The sequence below is a fragment of the Cupriavidus sp. 09_S30 genome (genome assembly GCF_056930435.1).
In genome coordinates, this window is the sequence record NZ_JBXOWI010000001.1 from 430,230 (window position 1) to 447,217 (window position 16,988).

Here is a 16,988-nt window from a genome sequence, read left to right on the forward strand (position 1 = left end):
TCAAAATATGGGGCGGCAGCAATGCCGCCCCAACTTTTTCGTGCCGGCGCCGCCGCCAGCACCTCGCACGAGTAACCGATGTCCAGTCACGAACGCCAGCAGGCGCGCCGCCTGCTGCTCAAATCGCTGCCGCTGGGTGCGATGCCGTTTTCCCTGCTGCCGTCCCCGGCGCGTTCCGCGCCGGACTCCGTCAATGCCGCGGCAGGCAATGGCAGGCCGATCACGATCGTATTGCCCTTCCCGCCGGGCGGCAGCGTCGACATCGTGGCCCGCCAGTTGCAGCCGGGGCTGAAGGGCGCGCTTGGGCAGACCGTGGCGATCGACAACAAGCCCGGCGCCGGCGGTCTGGTCGCGTCGAACCTGGTGGCACGCGCCAAGCCGGACGGCAACACGCTACTGATGGCCTTCGATACCCACGCCATCAATCCCTTCGCCTACAAGCGACTGCCCTACGATACCTTCGAGGATTTCACCCCGATCTCGCAGTTGGTGCGTTTTCCCTTCGTGATCGCCGCGCATCCTTCGTTGCCCGCCGCCAATGTGCGGGAACTGGTGGCACACGCGCGCGAGGAGCCGGGGAGCGTGCGCTATGCTTCGTCGGGCGTCGGCAGCCTGAACCAGCTGGCGGCCGAGGCCCTGGCCACGGAGGCGGGGGTGCATTTCCTGCACGTGCCTTACAAAGGAGCCGGGCCGGCTGTGCAGGCGGTGCTCGCCGATGAGGTCAATCTCTGTTTCAGCAGCTATGCTGCAGTGCAGGCCCATATCGCGGCGAAGACCATCAAGGTGCTGGGCGTGACGGGCAGCACCCGCCTGCGCGAATTGCCGCAGGTGCCCACGGTTGCCGAGCAGGGCTTCCGTGGCTTCGAGGCCTACTCGTGGATCGGCGTGTTCGGCCCGGCCGGCATGTCACAGTCCATGGTGGCGCGGCTCTATGCCGCGCTGACCGGTGCGCTGCGGCAGCCGCGCGCCGTCGAAGCGCTGGGCCACCAGGGCTTCGAGATCGTGGCCGGCAGTCCCGCCGAGCTCGAGCGCCTGGTGCGGCACGAGCACGACAAATGGCTGGCCGTGGCCCGCAAGGCCAATATCCGGTTCGACTGAGCAGACAGGGCGAGGAGACGGTATCGACATGGCAACGAGCAACGCGGAACCCTTCGATCATGCGGTCGTGGTCTGCCCCGACCTCGACGCGGCGGCCCTGAACTGGCGCAGGCTGGGCTTTACGCTCACGCCGCGCGGCTACCACACGCTTGGCTCGCAGAATCACTGCGCCATGCTGGATGCCGACTATCTCGAACTGTTGCATGTGACCGAGCCCATTCCGAGCCGGCGCTACTACTGGGACGTCCAGGCGGGCGGTGGGGGTTGCGCCGCCGTCTCGTGCAAGAGCGGGGACGCTTTCGGCACGGCCGCGGCGCTGCGCGCCGAAGGCTGGTATACCTCCGACCCGATCGAGTTTTCGCGTCCGGTGCGGCTGGATGACGGCAGCGAGCGGCAGGCCACATTCCGCCTCATGGCCATCGATGATGCGCCCGGCGCACGCTACTTCGTCTGCGAGCATCGCACGCCCGAGCTGCTTTGGCGGCCGGAATGGACCATGCATGCCAATGGCGCGTACGCCATCGCCACCATGTTCCTGGTGGTGGCGCCCGCCCTGGTCGAGGCTGCCGGGCGCGCCTATGCGGAACTGACCGGAGCGGAACTGACCCAGCTGAGCGAGCATGTCTGCAGCCTGGCCGTCGCTGGCGCCACGCTGGTGATCAGCACGCCGCAGGCGCTGGCCTCGGCCACCGGCACTGTGCATGTGCAGCGGCGCGTGCCGGGCTATGCGGCGATCCGGCTGCGTACCACCGACCTGGACGCGGCCCGTGCCCATTGGCGCGAGGCCGGCGTGCAGACGGCCGAACTGGGGCCGCGCGAGACACTGGTGCCGGCCAGCCAGGCCGGCGGCGTGGCGCTGCTGTTCGAGCAGGCCAGCTGAGACCGTCCCGGCAAGGCCGGGAAGCGGGGGCGGGGGCCGGGGCCGCGCAACGGCTGGCCCCGTCGACAATCAGGCCGCTGCCCCCTTGTGGTGCACGCCGGTCGAGCCGAAGCCGCCGCTGCCGCGCTCGCTGTCGGCCGAGAATGCCTCGACTGTAGCGAAGACCGGGCGCAGCACCGGCACGAACATCATCTGCGCGATGCGCTCGCCCGGCTGGATCACGATCGGCTCGGTACCGGGTGCATTGCGGTTCCACACGCTGACCATGATCTGGCCCTGGTAGTCGGCATCGATCACGCCGATGGAGTTGCCCAGCACCAGGCCCTTCTTGTGGCCCAGTCCCGAGCGCGGGACGATGGTGGCGGCCATGTAGGGGTTGCCCATGTGCACGGCGAAGCCGGCCGGCACCAGCTGGGCCGGGGTGCCGGGCTCGATCGCCAGCGGCGCATCCAGGCAGGCGTGCAGGTCGATGGCGGCGGCCATCTCGCTCTGGTAGGCCGGCAGGCCCCATTCATGCAGGCGTGCGTCCAGCACCTTGATTTCGACGGACGGGTTCAGTTCAGGGGTCATGGCGGGAAGTCGGTGTGACGAAAAGCGGAAATCCAATGAGAGAAGGCCGGAAGCGGTGCCGGTGCCGGTGCGTCTGCGGCGCCGGCGAGCCGTGATGATAGCCGAGCGTCGGCGCGTTGCCGGCGGCTCAGGCTGGCCCGGGGGCCTGCCGGCCTCCGGCAGCGGGCTCAGGCGCCGGCCTGCAGCGAGAAGGCCTGGGCCAGCAGCTCGTAGGTGCGCAGCCGCGCGGCGTAGCTGGCGGCCACGCTCAGGACCACCAGTTCGTCGGCCGCGAACTGCTCGCGCAGCGCGAGCATGCGCTCGCAGACCTGGTCCGGGGTGCCGCAGATGGTGCGCGGGCGCTCGCGGGCGATGATCAGCCGGTCGCGCTCCGTGGGCTCGTGGGCAGCCGCCTGCGCCAGCGAGGGGATGGGCGCGTTGAGGCCATAGGCCATCTGCAGGCGGCGCAGGTCGACCGCGCGTTCCAGCGCGGCGGCCTCCGCCTCGGTGTCGGCACAGATGACGAAGACCGCCGCCGCGCTGTAGGGCTGCGGCGCGTAGCCTGGCGTGAAATTGTCGCGGTAGTGGCGCGCCACCGCGTCGCCGCCGTGCGCATTGATGAAGTGGGCGAAGGCGAAGCGCACGCCCAGCTTCGCGGCCAGTGCGCCGCCGTAGTCGCTCGAACCAAGCACCCAGATCTCGGGCCGCGTGTCGATCTGCGGCTGCAGCAGCACGCCTTCGGCCAGGTGGTCGGGCGGCACCTGGCCGGACAGCAGGCAGCACAGGTCGCGCACCTGTTCGGCGAACTGCGCGCCGCGGTTGTAGTCACCCATCGCCACCGCCTGCGCGGTGCGCATGTCGCCGCCCGGCGCGCGTCCCACGCCGAGGTCGATGCGGCCGGGAAAGAGCGCTTCCAGCATGCGGAACTGCTCCGCCACCTTGAAGGGGCTGTAGTAGGGCAGCATGACGCCGCCCGAGCCCAGGCGGATGCGCCGCGTGACGCTGCCCAGCCGGGCCAGCAGCACTTCGGGCGCCGGGTTGCACACGCCCTGCAGGCCATGGTGCTCGGCGCACCAGTAGCGTGTGTAGCCGAGCTCGTCGGCGGCCTGGGCCAGTTCGATGGTGGCGGCCAGCGCGTCGCGCGCGCTATGCCCGGCGATGACCGGGCTCTGGTCCAGCACGGACAGCCGCATGGCGGGGCGGGAGGTGGCGTCGGTCATGGCAGGTCAGGCGCGGCCGGGCAGGCGCTCGGCGATGGCAGCCACCAGCAGGCGCGCCAGCGTCAGCTTGTCCGCGCGCGGCAGCCGCGTCATGCCGCGCGCATCGAACAGCACGATCTCGTTGTCGTCCAGGCCGAAGGTATGGTGGCCGATATTGCCGATCAGCAGCGGCACGCGCTTGCGCTGGCGCTTCTGCTCGCCGTAGGTCTCCAGGTTCTCGCTCTCCGCGGCGAAGCCGACGCAGTAGGGCGCGTCCGGCCGCGCGGCCACGGTGGCCAGGATGTCAGGGTTCTGCACGAACTGCAGCGTCGGCGTGTCGGTGTCGTTGGCCTTCTTCAGCTTCTGCGCGGCCACCTGCGCGGGGCGCCAGTCCGCCACCGCGGCCACCGCGACGAAGACGTCGGTGCCATGCAGCTGCGCCAGCACCGCGTCGTGCATCTGCTGCGCGCTCTGCACGTCGGAGCGCGTCACGCCGCGAGGCGTCGGCAGCCCGGTCGGGCCGGCCACCAGGTGCACCTCGGCGCCGGCCTCGCGCGCCGCGCGCGCGATGGCGAAGCCCATCTTGCCCGAGGAGCGGTTGGTGATGCCGCGCACCGGGTCGATCGCCTCGAAGGTGGGGCCGGCGGTGAGCAGCATGCGCCGGCCGGCCAGCAGCTTGGGCTGGAAGAAGGCGATGATGTCTTCAAGCAGTTCTTCGGGTTCCAGCATGCGGCCGTCGCCGACCTCGCCGCAGGCCTGGTCGCCGCTGGCCGGGCCGAGCACGGTGACGCCGTCCGCGCGAAGCTGGGCGACGTTGCGCTGGGTGGCCGGCGCCGCCCACATCTGCCGGTTCATCGCCGGCGCCACCAGCAGCGGGCAGTCGCGCGCGATGCACAGCGTGCTGAGCAGGTCATCGCACAGGCCATTGGCCAGGCGCGCCAGGAAGTCGGTGGAGGCGGGCGCGATAACGATGGCGTCGGCTTCGCGCGACAGGTCGATGTGGGCCATATTGTTGCCCACGCGGTCGTCCCATTGCGACAGGAACACCGTGCGTCCCGACAGCGCCTGCATGGTGACGGGGGTGATGAAGTGCGTCGCCGCCTCGGTCATGGCCACTTGCACGGTGGCCCCGGCCTTGGTGAGCAGGCGGACCAGCTCGGCGGACTTGTAGCAGGCGATGCCGCCGGTCAGGCCGAGGACGATGTGCTTGCCGTGCAGATCCATGGATGGGCTCTCGGAAAAGGGGATGCGTTGGTGCGCCCGTTGGTGCGCCAGGGGCACACCGCATCATACCGGCTCGCCGCCAGCGCCGCCGGGACAGGTCTCGGGCCGCCCCGGCAGTGCCGGGGCGCCAGCGCACTCAGTGGCGGCGTACGCGCCGCAGCTCGTCGATGATCAGCAGTGCCGCGCCGATCGTGATGGCGCAGTCGGCCAGGTTGAAGGCCGGCCAGTGGTAGCGGCCGACATAGAAGTCGAGGAAGTCGACCACGTGGCCGTAGATGATGCGGTCCACCACATTGCCCACGGCGCCGCCGAGGATCAGCGATATCGCCAGGCAGAACATGCGCTGCCCGGTATGCCGGTACAGCAGCCAGATGATGAACAGGCCCACGACGACGCCGAGCCCGGTGAAGAACCAGCGCTGCCAGCCACCCGCGTCAGCCAGGAAGCTGAAGGCGGCCCCCTTGTTATAGACCAGCACCAGGTTGAAGAAGCCCGTCACCGCGCGCGATTCGCCATAGGCAAAGCTGCGCACGATCACGACCTTCAGGAACTGGTCGGCCATCACGACCAGCAGGGCGAAGGCCATCCACAGCCAGGGCGTGGTGCCGGCCGCCTTGCTCGGGCGCTTGCTCGAACGCGCCGCGCGCGTGCCCGCGGCGGCCATCAGGCGTGGCTCCGGTGCTCGCCCGCGCCGAACAGGTTGCTTACGCAACGGCCGCACAGCGTGGGATGGGCGGGATCCTGGCCGACGTCTTCGCGGTAGTGCCAGCAGCGCTCGCACTTGGCGTGGGTAGACGGCGTCACCGTGACCAGCAGGTCGCCGCTTTCGGGGGCGGGCGACACGGTGGCGGCCGAGGTCAGCAGCACGAAGCGCAGGTCATCGTCCAGGCTCTGCAGCGCGGCTAGAGTCGGGCCGCCGGCGCTGATCGAGACTTCCGCCTGCAGCGAAGAGCCGATGCCGCCTTCGACGCGCACCGCCTCGAGCTGCTTGGTCACCTCGGCGCGCACGGTACGGATCTCGTGCCACTTCTGCAGCAGGTCGTCGGCCTGGTCGATGGCCGGCGCCGCATAGTAGGTGCTGGTGAAGATGGTCTCGCCGTGGCTGGTGCCGTGGCGGAAGACCTGCCACGCCTCTTCCGCCGTGAACGACAGGAAGGGCGCCATCCAGTGCAGCATGGCCTGGGTGATGTGGTACAGCGCGTTCTGCGCGGCGCGGCGCGCGCGCGAGTCCGGCGCCGTGGTGTAGAGGCGGTCCTTCAGCACGTCGAGGTAGAAGCCGCCCAGGTCCTCCGAGCAGAAGGTCTGCAGCTTGGCCACCACCGGGTGGAATTCGTAGACGTCGTAGTGGGACAGCACTTCCTTCTGCAGCTGCGCGGTCAGCGCCACGGCATAGCGGTCGATCTCCAGCCACTCCGACGGCGGCAGCGCGTGCTGCGCATGGTCGTAGTCGGTCAGGTTGGCCAGCAGGAAGCGCAGCGTATTGCGGATGCGGCGGTAGCCTTCCACCACGCGCTTGAGGATCTCGTCGGAGATCGACAGCTCGCCCGAGTAGTCGGTCGAGGCCACCCACAGGCGGATGATCTCGGCGCCCATCTTGTTGGAGATGTCCTGCGGCGACACCGTGTTGCCGACAGACTTCGACATCTTGCGGCCTTCGCCGTCGACGGTGAAGCCGTGCGTCAGCAGCGCCTTGTAGGGCGGCTTGCCGTACAGCATGGAGGCGGTCAGCAGCGAGGAGTGGAACCAGCCGCGGTGCTGGTCCGAGCCTTCCAGGTAGAGGTCGGCCAGGCGGCCTTCCGCCGTGTCGGCCGACGCATCGTACAGTTCTTCGCGGTGCGAGCCGCGGATCACGGTCCAGTGCGTGGTGCCCGAGTCGAACCAGACGTCCAGGGTGTCGCGGTTCTTTTCGTACTGGTCGGCCTCGTCGCCCAGCAGCTCCTTCGGGTCCAGCGTCTGCCAGGCCTCGATGCCCTGCTGCTCCACGCGCTTGGCCACCGCTTCCAGCAGCTCAGGCGTGCGGGGGTGCAGCGCGCCGGTTTCCTTGTGCACGAAGAAGGCCATCGGCACGCCCCACTGGCGCTGGCGCGACAGCGTCCAGTCAGGCCGGTTGGCGATCATATTGTGCAGGCGCTGCTTGCCCCAGGCCGGATAGAAGGCAGTCGCCTCGATGCCGGCCAGCGCCGTCTCGCGCAGCGTGGGGCTGCCATTGCCGTCGCCGTCGACCGGATCGACATCCATGCCGGCGAACCACTGCGAGGTGGCGCGGTAGATGATCGGGGTCTTGTGCCGCCAGCAGTGCATATAGCTGTGCGGGTAGTTGTGCGAGTTGAAGAGGTTGCCCGAGGCCTTCAGCGCCACGACGATCTTGGGGTTGGCGTCCCAGATCTTCTCGCCGCCGAACAGCGGCAGCCAGCTGGCGTAGACGCCGTCGCCCATCACGGGGCTGATGATGTCCTGGTCGCGCATGCCGTGGGCCTTGCACGACTGGAAGTCTTCCACGCCGTAGGCGGGCGCCGAATGCACGATGCCCGAGCCGGTGTCGGTGGTGACGTAGTCGCCCAGGTAGATCGGCGACAGGCGGTCATAGCCGGCATCCATCTTGGCCAGCGGATGGTGGAAGCGGATCTCCGACAGCGCCGCGCCGCGCGCGGTGGCGACGACCTTGCCTTCCAGTTCGTAGATCTTGAGCTGTTCCTCGACTCTCTCGGTGGCCAGGATCAGCCAGCCGCGCGGCGTATCGACCAGCGCGTATTCCACCTCGGGGTGCACGTTCAGCGCCTGGTTGGACGGGATGGTCCACGGCGTGGTGGTCCAGATCACGATCCAGCCGGGGCGGGCGGCGAGCTGGTCGGCCGGCACCTTGAAGGCGTGGGCGAGCTTGTCGGTCTCGGCGAAGGGGAAGCCCACGTCGATCGACAGGTCGGTCTTGTCCTTGTACTCGACCTCGGCCTCGGCCAGCGCCGAGCCGCAGTCGAAGCACCAGTTCACCGGCTTCAGGCCGCGGTACACATAGCCCTTCTCCATGATCTTGCCGAGGGCGCGCAGTTCGTCGGCCTCGTTGTGGAAGTTCATGGTCAGGTAGGGGTTGTTCCAGTCGCCCAGCACGCCCAGGCGCTCGAAGTCCACCTTCTGGCGGGCGATCTGCTCGGTCGCGTAGGCGCGCGCCTTGGCCTGCACCTCCTGCACCGGCAGCCCCTTGCCATACTGCTTTTCGATCTGGATCTCGATCGGCATGCCGTGGCAGTCCCAGCCGGGCACGTAAACCGCGTCCAGGCCGGACAGGCCGCGCGCCTTGACGATCATGTCCTTGAGGATCTTGTTGACGGCGTGGCCGATGTGGATGTCGCCGTTGGCGTACGGCGGGCCGTCGTGCAGGATGAACTTCTTCGCGCCCTGGCGCGCTTCGCGGATCTTCCGGTAGATCTGCTTCTCCTGCCATTGCTTGACCCACTGCGGTTCCCGCTTGGGCAGGTCGCCGCGCATCGGGAAGGCGGTGTCGAGCAGGTTGACCGGGTACTTGCTTTTCTCGGGCTTGGCGCGTTTGTCGTCGGACATGTCGATTCTCGGGGCAATTCGTCTGGCGCGCGGCGGGCTGACGGCCCGGGCCGGCGCGGATAAGGCAGTAGGGGCGGCGTGCGGGCGATCCCGCATCCCGCTGCCGGGCGGGATGCGGCCGCTAGCTAATTCGGTCGGTCGCGGATGTCGCGAAGTCGCGGCCGGCGCCGGTCTCCGGCGTGGCGGGAACGGTCAGGCCGAAGAACTCGCGGGCATCGGTGCAATCCTTGGCGATGGCCGCCGTCAAGGCGTCGAGGCTGTCGAAGCGGGCCTCCTCGCGCAGCTTCTTCATGAATTCCACGCGCACCAGCTTGCCGTACAGGTCGCCGCTGAAGTCGAACAGGTGCACCTCGAGCAGCACGCGGCCGGCGTCCTCGACGGTCGGACGCACGCCGATGCTGGCCACGCCGGGCAGCGGGTGCTCGGCCAGGCCATGGACCTGGACCACGAAGATGCCATTGACCGCCGGCCGCTTGTGCGAGATGCGCAGGTTCAGTGTCGGGAAGCCCAGGTCGCGCCCCAGCTTGCGGCCGTGGATGATGTGGCCGCTGATGGCGTAGCCGTGGCCCAGCAGGCGGCGGGCGTGCTCCAGGTCGCCGTCGGCCAGCGCCTGGCGCACGGCCGAGCTGGAGATGCGCACTCCGCCCTCGGAGACCGAGCCCATCTGCTCGACATCGAAGCCGAAGTGCTTGCCGGCCTCCTGCAGGTAGGTGAAGTCGCCCGCGCGCTTGGCGCCGAAGCGGAAGTCGTCGCCCACCAGCACCCAGCGGGCATGCAGGCCGTGCCACAGCACGTTCTCGACGAATGCCTGCGGCGACTGGCCGGCGAAGTGGGCGTTGAAATGCTCCACCACCACGCGGTCCACGCCGTTGCGGCGCAGGCTTTCCAGCTTGTCGCGCAGCAGGGCGATGCGGGTCGGCGCGCGCTCGGGCATGAAGAATTCGCGCGGGTGCGGCTCGAATGTCATCACGCACAGCGGCAGGCCGCGCGCGTCGGCAGCCGCGCGCGCGCGCGCGAGCAGCGACTGGTGGCCGCGATGCACACCGTCGAAATTGCCGATGGTGAGCGCGCAGGGCGCCCGGCTCTCGGCGTTGGGCAGGCCGCGGAAGACTTTCACGAGGACGGCGACAAGCGTTCGGGTAAAGCGAGCATTATAAGGCGAATGGGAGGCAGGGACTGCCGCCGGCCTGGTTCCGGGGCGTCAGCCGTAGAATTTTGTGCTTGCCAATGCATTTCAGCGTGGCGCCGGAGGCTAAAAGTAGGCATGATATGGCCGATCGCATTGTTGCTCACGCCTCCTCTTGAACGCGCTGCTCAACCGATTCCTGCCGCCGCCCGGCCCGCCGCTCGACATCGAGACCCGCGCGAAGCTGCTTGCCACCGTCCATCGCGTCACGCCCACGGCTATCGTGGCGTCGACGCTGCTGCCGTTGCTGACCGCCGTCGCCTTCTGGAAGGCCGCCGTGCAGGGGGCCCTGCTGGCCTGGTGCGCGGTGATGATGTCGCTGACCCTGGTGGCCGCCTGGTTCTATCTCGGCTACCGCCGCGATGCTACGACCATGAGCCGTTCGGCACACACGCGCAAGTGGTGGAAGCACATGCGCGCGCTGGCCTTCCTGACCGGCCTGACCTGGGGCAGCTCGGCCTTGCTGCACTTGTATACCGCTTCGACGGTCTTCTCCAGCGTGCTCTACCTGCTGACGCTGGGCGTGCTGGCCGGCAGCGCGACCGCGCAGTCGCCCGTGCCGAGCAACCTGATCTATGTCGGCGTCCCCATCCTGGTGCCCAACCTGCTGCTGGCCGAGCTGGCATTTCCCGACCATAGCGTCTACGTGCAGATGCTGCTGCTGGTCTATGTGTTTATGCTGGCGCGGCATGCGCTGAACCTGCACCACACCCTGGTCAGGGCGATCCAGCTCGAAAGCGACAGCCGGCGCCTGGCCAAGCGTTTCCAGGAAGAAAAGGAGAGGGCGTTGCACGCCAGCGAGGAAAAGTCGCGCTTCCTGGCCGCCGCCAGCCACGATCTGCGCCAGCCCGTGCACGCGCTGGTGATGCTGGTCGAGGCGCTGCGCGCGCGCAACCAGTCATCCTCCTTGCACCCGCTGGTGGAACAGGTTGCCGCTGGCACGCAGACCATCGACCTGCTGTTCCGCTCGCTGCTCGACCTGTCCAAGCTGGAGGGCCGCAAGGTGCTGCCCACGCTCGAGCCGTGCGAACTGGGCAGCCTGATCCGCGACGTGAACAGCCAGTTCGCGGCCGACGCGCGTGAAGGCAACCTGTCGCTGACGGCGCGCGTGCCCGAGGAACTGTACGCGATGGCCGAGCCTGTGCTGCTGCGCCGCGCCCTGTTCAACCTGGTGCAGAACGCATTGCGCTACACCAAGCGCGGCGGCGTGCTGGTGACCGCGCGCCAGCGGCGCAAGCATGTCCGGCTGGAGGTGTGGGATACGGGCGCCGGCATCACGCCGGAGCACCTGCCCGACATCTTCTCGCCCTATTACCAGGTCGCCAATCCGGAGCGCGATCCGTCCCATGGCCTGGGGCTGGGGCTGGCCATCTTCAAGGAGTGCGTGCGGCTGATGCGCGGCACCTACGGCGTGCGCTCCGTGCCTGGGCGCGGCTCGGTGTTCTGGTTCGCGCTGGCGCCGGTGCCGGCCGACACGGTTGCGACGATCCGCGCCGGCCGCGACGCCGCGCGCGCCGAGGATGCCCGCATCGAGAGCCTGCGCGGCACGGTGCTGGTGGTCGACGACGACAACCAGATCCGCACGGCGTGGATCGCGCTGATGGAAGCCTGGGGTATCCAGGTCGCCTGCGCCGCGGATGGCGCCGACGCCGACCGGCTGTTCGCTAAAGGCCTGCGCCCGGACATCATTTTCTGCGACCTGCGCCTGCCCGGCAGCGAGAACGGGCTGGACCTGCTGGAGCGCTGGCAGAACACGCAGCCGCAGGCGCGCAGCGCGCTGCTGACGGGCGATCTGAAATCGGATGCGCTGGCCGCGGCCGAGGAAGCGGGTTACTTCGTGCTGCCCAAGCCGGTCGACCCGGCCTCGCTGCGCCTGTTGCTCAGGCGCTGGCTGCATCCCGCCTGAGGCGGCGGGCGCCGGCCTGCTGGCTCCTGCCGGCCGTTCCCGCGACGTGGCGCGCGGGCTGCCGGGCCCGCGCTCACTGGCGCAGGCGGAACCGTTCCATGCGCGACATCACCTGCATGCGCGTGCGCACGCCCAGGCGCTGGAGGATGGCGGATACGTGCTCCTTGACCGTGTTCTCGGTCAGGCCGAGGCGGCGCGCGATCACTTTGTTCGGCAGCCCCTCCAGCACCAGCGCCAGTACCGCGCCCTGGCGCGGCGTCAGGCCCAGTTCGGCGGGCGTGACGGGAATGCCGTGGGCGGGCCCGAAGGACTGCGCGTGTCCGCTCAGTGCTTCGTCGGTCGGGAAGGCCGTGTCGCCGGCCAGCACTTTCCGCACGGCGGCGGTGAAAGCGTTGGCGTCCAGGTGCTTGCCGACGAAGCCGCAGGCAGATAATGCCCGTGCGCGGCCGACGATCTCGGGCGTGGCCTCGGCGGACATGAAGATAAAGCGCGCACCGGGGATCACGGTCTTGAACGACTGCATGGCATCGAAGCCGGTGCCGTCGTTGAGCCAGATGTCCAGCAGGACGATATCCGGCCGCAGGCCCTCCTGCAGGCTGCAGAGTGCCTCGCGTGCGCTGCCTGCCGCGTGTACCGCGACATCAGGCATGACTTCCGCCAGGAAGGCGGTCGTTCCGGAGAGGGCCATAGGATGATCATCGACCACCAACAGCGTCGGTGCTGCGTTCGACATACTTATTCCCGTCTAATTTCCCGTTTCGCCCTTTTTTGTCATCGATAATGTCCTATCAGGAAGACAAGGCCGACGCGCGGACGTAGGGCCATGCTAGCAGAGGGGGCGAAGCGTCACAATCCATCATTCGGGTGTAGCTGGACTGTGTCTGCTGTGCTACAGGCCATTGACGGCGCGGGTTTCCGGTCTTTTAAGCGGCTGCTGAACGAAGTCTACCGCAGGAGAGGTGCGCCGCCTTGGTAGAATTGCGCGATGAAAAACATCGTTATCCTGATTTCCGGGCGAGGCTCCAATATGGAGGCCATCGTCCGAGCCTGCGCCGGCGAAGGCTGGCCGGCCCGCGTGGCGGCGGTGATCGCCAGCCGGCCGGATGCGGCTGGCCTGGCCTTCGCGGCCGCGCAGGGCATCGCCACCGGCGTGGTGGACCACCGCCAGTACCCCGACCGGGCCGCCTTCGACGCGGCCCTGGCCGCCGCCATCGACGCCCATGCCCCTGACCTGGTGGTGCTGGCCGGCTTCATGCGCATCCTGACGGACGGATTCGTCAAACACTTTGCCGGGCGCATGCTGAACATCCATCCCTCGCTGCTGCCCAGCTTTCCTGGCCTGCATACCCATCGCCAGGCGCTGGAGGCGGGGGTCAAGGTGCACGGTGCCTCGGTGCACTTCGTCACCCCGCAGCTCGACCATGGCCCGATCGTGGTGCAGGCCGCGATCGACGTGCTGGCCGGCGATACGCCGGAATCGCTGGCTGAGCGGCTGCTCGCCTGCGAGCATCGGATCTACCCGCGCGCGGTGCGCTGGTTCGTGCAGGACCGCCTGCGCGTCAATGGTGGCGTTGTGCGGGTCGAGCCGCCTGAGCCGCAACTTCTATTCGAACTGCGTGGCGCGGAGGTAACGCAATGAGCCGTAACAACAACACCAATGGACCCCGTTCCGGCCGCGAAGGCCGCGAGGGTCGCGAAGACGCGCGCCAGCCCGGCCGCGGCAAGCAGCGCAAGGCCTCGCCACTGCGCCAGCCGGCCCGCCCGGCCGGCGAGGGCCGGTCGGTCCACGGCGGCCTGCACGCCTCCCATATCCAGCATATCGACCGGCTGCTCGGCAAGGTGATGCTGTTCGCGCGGCCGGCCGATGCCGTGGTCAGCTACTATTTCCGCGAGAATCCCAAGCTCGGCCACCGTGAGCGCGGCATCATCGCGGAGGCAGTGTTCGCCGTATTGCGCCGGCGCGTCGAGTTCGCCCAGTTCGCCGAGAGTGGCTCGGGCGCGGCGGCGCGCCGCCTGGCCCTGCTGGGCCTGGCCGCCACCCAGGGCCGGGACATGCTGACGTCTTTCCTCTCGCCCGACGAGGCCGAGTGGCTGGACCGCCTGACCACCATCGAGCGGGCCAGCCTGGCACCGCGCGTGCGCGCCAACCTGCCGGAATGGCTGTACGACGATCTCGTCGCGCGCTACGGCGAAGCCTTCACCGGCGCCCTGGCCGATGCCTGGCTGCGCCCGGCGCCGCTGGATCTGCGCGTCAACCTGCTCAAGGGCTCGCGCGAAGATGCGCTGGCCGAGCTCGCCGCCGCCGGGCTGCGCGCCGAGCCCACGCCGATGGCGCCTGCCGGCATCCGCCTGTCAGGCAAGCCGGCGCTGAACAAGCTGCCGCTGTTCGTCAACGGGCTGGTCGAAGTGCAGGACGAGGGCAGCCAGCTGTTGTGCCAGCTGCTGGCACCGCGGCGCGGCGAGATGGTGGTCGACTTCTGCGCCGGCGCCGGCGGCAAGACGCTGGCCTTGGGCGCGGCGATGCGCTCCACCGGCCGGCTCTACGCCTTCGACGTGTCGGAAAAGCGCCTGGCCAACCTGAAGCCGCGCCTGGCCCGCAGCGGCCTGTCGAACGTGCATCCGGTGCTGATCGATTCCGAGCATGACGCCAAGATCAAGCGACTGGCCGGCAAGATCGACCGCGTGCTGGTGGATGCGCCCTGCAGCGGCCTGGGTACGCTGCGCCGCAATCCGGACCTGAAATGGCGGCAGACGCCGCAGTCGGTGCTGGAGCTGAGTGCCAAGCAGAGCGCCATCCTCGACTCGGCCGCACGGCTGGTCAAGGCGGGCGGCCGGGTCGTCTATGCCACGTGCAGCGTGCTGGAGGCGGAGAACGAGGCGATCGTGCGCGATTTCCTCGCCGCCCATCCGGACTTCCGCCTGGTGCCGGCGGCAGAGGTGCTGGCCGAGCAGAAGATCACGCTGACGCCGCCGGCGGCCGAAGGCGAGATGTTCGCGCTGTACCCCCACCTGCACCAGACCGATGGCTTTTTCGCCGCGGTGCTCGAGCGGCAGCGCTGAGCGCGCCTGCCGGCGGGGCATGCGCCGGGCCATGGCGCTGCTGTGCGCCGGGTGGCTGCTGGCCGCCGCCGGCGGGCCGGCAGTCGCGGCACCGCCGGTGCTGCCCGCGCGCGGTACCGTGCAGGCGGCCTTCACGCCCGGCGACGACATCGAAGGCCTGATCTCGGGCGCCATCGACGGCGCGCGCCAGCAGGTGCTGGTGCAGGCCTACCTGCTGTCGAACCGGGCCATCGTGCGCGCGCTGGTCGCCGCGCATGGCCGCGGCGTCGACGTGCGGGTGCTGGCCGACCGCGAGCAGATGATGCGCCAGGGCGGCAGCCGCGTGCCGGAGCTGGCCAGCGTGGGCATTCCGGTGCGGCTGGAGGTGCGCTTTGCCAATGCGCACAACAAGGTCGTGGTGGTCGATGCCGACGGCGCCGAGCCCGTGCTGATCACCGGCAGCTTCAATTTCACGCAAGGCGCGCAGCGCAAGAACGCCGAGAACGTGCTGGTGCTGCGTGGCCACCCCGAACTGGCGCGCCTGTATGCGCGCAACTGGCAGCGGCATGCCGACGAAGCGCTGCCTTACGGCGCGTCCGTGGACAACGGCACACGCTGACCACGCCCCAACCGATCCGTCCGCAAGGACCCATCAATGAACAGCAATACCCTGACCGACCTGAACGTGGCCGACCTCAAGGTCACGCACTCCATGTTCGGCAAGATGCTCGATGACCTGATCCGCGATGCCGGCGGCCCGGGTTTCATCTGGCAGCTCGCCGTGCTCGTCTTCTGCCTGCTGTTGGCCTGGCTGCTGGCGCGCTTCGTGAACAAGCGGCTGGAGGCGCACTACCAGGGCTCCAGCTTTGCGCTGCGCTTTGCCGCTGCCAGCCTCGAGCGCGCCATGTTCCCGCTGTTCGGCTGGCTGCTGGTGCTGGGTGCCCGCTCCGGGCTGGCGCCGCTGATGTCGGTCAGCGTGCTGAAGCTGGCCCTGGTGCCCCTGTTCGGCATCAGCTTCCTTTACTTCGCCTTCTACATCCTGCGCCGCGTGCTGTCCGGCGCGGGCCAGCTGCACAGCCTGCTGATGCTGGTCGAGAAGGTGCTGACCACCCTGGTGTGGTGCGCCATGCTGCTCTATGTCCTCGGCGTGCTGGGGGACGTGGTGGGCTGGATGGAATCGGTGCGCTTCTCGGTGGGGGGCAAGCAGCAGGTCAATCTCGCCGATACGCTGATGGCGGTCGTCTGGATCCTCCTGACGGTGCTGGTCGCGATGTGGTTCGGCTCCTGGCTGGAAGAGCGGCTGATGCGCGCGCACGGACTGGACAGCAACCTGAAGATGGTGCTCACGCGCATCGCGAAGGCGCTGTTGCTGCTCGTCTCGCTGCTGCTCAGCCTGTCGCTGGTCGGCATCGACCTGACCGTGCTGTCGGTCTTCGGCGGCGCGCTGGGCGTCGGCCTGGGCCTCGGCCTGCAGAAGATCGCCAGCAACTACATCTCGGGCTTCATCATCCTGCTCGACCGCTCCGTCAAGCTGGGCGACCAGATCACGGTGGACAAGTACACCGGCATCGTGTCGCAGATCCGCACCCGCTACACGGTGGTGCGCAACGGCGACGGCGAGACGCTGGTGCCGAACGAGCAGCTGGTGGCGCAGGCGGTACAGAATCATTCCTTCTCCAATTCCAATGTCCGCGTCGCCACGCGTGTGCAGGCGGACTACGACGCCGACCCCGAGACCGTGCTGGCGCTGCTGGCCGAGTGCGTGCGCGGCATTCCGCGCCTGCTCGAAACGCCGGCGCCGAGCGCCTTCCTGGTGCAGTTCGCGGACAGCGGCATCGAGTACGAAGTGGCCGGCTATATCGCCGACCCGCAGAACGGCAAGCTCGGGGTGCAGTCAGCGATGAACCGGGCCATCTGGCGTGCGTTGCGCGAGCAGGGCATTTCCATCCCCTACCCGCAACGCGAGGTGCGCGTACTGGGCCAGGACCAGGGAGGGCCGGCGCCCGGCCATGACGCCGAGGGCGCACTGAAGGTGATGCAACATGCGTACGAAAACAGCAAGATGTGATATTTAGTACACTGCGAGAACGAAAACCGTTGCGGTCCGTCAAACTCGGGAAAAAGCGGATGTCCGGCACCACGCGATCCGGTAGAATTACGAGTTGTCGTGGGCTGCCTAGGCGTCCCGACCCCACATGAGACAGCCGCCGGATTGCAGCGGCTCGTGCCCCGTCTCGCCAGCCAAGGCTGGCGCCAGGCAGGCGCACCAGGGGATTCCGCCGAGACAGGCAGGGCCCGTGGCAGACGCCTCCGGATATATCGCAATCACCTGATTTGCAGTCCTTTTTCTGC

At 68.7% G+C, this 16,988-nt stretch carries 14 protein-coding genes; 7 read left to right on the forward strand and 7 right to left on the reverse strand.

Annotated elements, in window-relative coordinates; all coding sequences use genetic code 11:
- The first annotated feature begins 78 nt into the window (after positions 1 to 78).
- Both AC1Z3O_RS02090 and AC1Z3O_RS02095 read left to right on the forward strand, forming a co-directional pair.
- On the forward strand, positions 79 to 1,098 hold the full coding sequence (locus AC1Z3O_RS02090; protein WP_483513122.1) for a Bug family tripartite tricarboxylate transporter substrate binding protein: 1,020 nt from the start codon (positions 79 to 81) through the stop codon (positions 1,096 to 1,098).
- A 28-nt stretch (positions 1,099 to 1,126) separates the two neighbouring features.
- Entirely contained in the window at positions 1,127 to 1,978 is an 852-nt protein-coding gene (locus tag AC1Z3O_RS02095) for a VOC family protein (protein ID WP_483513124.1), read from the forward strand.
- A gap of 69 nt (positions 1,979 to 2,047) precedes the next feature.
- On the opposite strand, the gene dut is transcribed toward AC1Z3O_RS02095, so the two are convergent.
- The 6 genes from dut to AC1Z3O_RS02125 form a co-directional block, all read right to left on the reverse strand.
- Positions 2,048 to 2,548 carry a dUTP diphosphatase gene (gene dut / locus AC1Z3O_RS02100; protein WP_483513126.1) on the reverse strand — a complete coding sequence of 167 codons (501 nt, stop codon included), beginning with the start codon at positions 2,546 to 2,548 and terminating at the stop codon, positions 2,048 to 2,050.
- Positions 2,549 to 2,715: 167 nt separating this feature from the next.
- Positions 2,716 to 3,747, reverse strand: coding sequence for an LLM class flavin-dependent oxidoreductase (locus AC1Z3O_RS02105; protein ID WP_483513128.1), 1,032 nt, complete (start codon positions 3,745 to 3,747; stop codon positions 2,716 to 2,718).
- A gap of 6 nt (positions 3,748 to 3,753) precedes the next feature.
- On the reverse strand, positions 3,754 to 4,950 hold the full coding sequence (gene coaBC, locus AC1Z3O_RS02110; protein WP_483513130.1) for a bifunctional phosphopantothenoylcysteine decarboxylase/phosphopantothenate--cysteine ligase CoaBC: 1,197 nt from the start codon (positions 4,948 to 4,950) through the stop codon (positions 3,754 to 3,756).
- A gap of 136 nt (positions 4,951 to 5,086) precedes the next feature.
- Positions 5,087 to 5,614, reverse strand: a complete 528-nt coding sequence (gene lspA / locus AC1Z3O_RS02115) for a signal peptidase II (protein WP_483513132.1) — start codon at positions 5,612 to 5,614, stop codon at positions 5,087 to 5,089.
- Complete coding sequence (gene ileS / locus AC1Z3O_RS02120; protein WP_483513134.1) at positions 5,614 to 8,505, reverse strand: isoleucine--tRNA ligase; 2,892 nt, start codon at positions 8,503 to 8,505, stop codon at positions 5,614 to 5,616. Before ileS ends, lspA begins: the two co-directional genes overlap by 1 nt.
- 121 nt (positions 8,506 to 8,626) lie before the next feature.
- Positions 8,627 to 9,622 (reverse strand): bifunctional riboflavin kinase/FAD synthetase, encoded by a 996-nt coding sequence (locus AC1Z3O_RS02125; protein WP_483513136.1) that lies wholly within the window; start codon positions 9,620 to 9,622, stop codon positions 8,627 to 8,629.
- A gap of 184 nt (positions 9,623 to 9,806) precedes the next feature.
- Between AC1Z3O_RS02125 and AC1Z3O_RS02130 the strand changes: the two genes are divergently transcribed.
- A complete protein-coding gene (locus AC1Z3O_RS02130; protein WP_483513138.1) occupies positions 9,807 to 11,597 on the forward strand; it encodes a sensor histidine kinase in 1,791 nt (596 codons plus the stop codon).
- 73 nt (positions 11,598 to 11,670) lie between these two features.
- Here AC1Z3O_RS02130 and AC1Z3O_RS02135 read toward each other — a convergent pair whose 3' ends face one another.
- Complete coding sequence (locus AC1Z3O_RS02135) at positions 11,671 to 12,330, reverse strand: response regulator (RefSeq protein WP_483513139.1); 660 nt, start codon at positions 12,328 to 12,330, stop codon at positions 11,671 to 11,673.
- 252 nt (positions 12,331 to 12,582) lie between these two features.
- Here AC1Z3O_RS02135 and purN point away from each other — a divergent pair, with 252 nt between their 5' ends.
- Genes purN through AC1Z3O_RS02155 form a run of 4 tightly spaced genes read left to right on the forward strand, consistent with a single transcriptional unit; the run spans position 12,583 to position 16,704 of the window.
- Positions 12,583 to 13,236, forward strand: coding sequence for a phosphoribosylglycinamide formyltransferase (purN, locus tag AC1Z3O_RS02140; protein WP_483513141.1), 654 nt, complete (start codon positions 12,583 to 12,585; stop codon positions 13,234 to 13,236).
- The gene (locus AC1Z3O_RS02145) at positions 13,233 to 14,657 is read left to right on the forward strand and encodes an RsmB/NOP family class I SAM-dependent RNA methyltransferase (RefSeq protein WP_483513142.1); all 1,425 of its coding nucleotides are present in this window, start codon (positions 13,233 to 13,235) and stop codon (positions 14,655 to 14,657) included. Before purN ends, AC1Z3O_RS02145 begins: the two co-directional genes overlap by 4 nt.
- Before the next feature lie 19 nt (positions 14,658 to 14,676).
- Entirely contained in the window at positions 14,677 to 15,255 is a 579-nt protein-coding gene (locus AC1Z3O_RS02150; RefSeq protein ID WP_483513144.1) for a phospholipase D family nuclease, read from the forward strand.
- A gap of 36 nt (positions 15,256 to 15,291) precedes the next feature.
- Positions 15,292 to 16,704 carry a mechanosensitive ion channel family protein gene (locus AC1Z3O_RS02155; RefSeq protein WP_483513146.1) on the forward strand — a complete coding sequence of 471 codons (1,413 nt, stop codon included), beginning with the start codon at positions 15,292 to 15,294 and terminating at the stop codon, positions 16,702 to 16,704.
- The last annotated feature ends 284 nt before the right edge of the window (positions 16,705 to 16,988 follow it).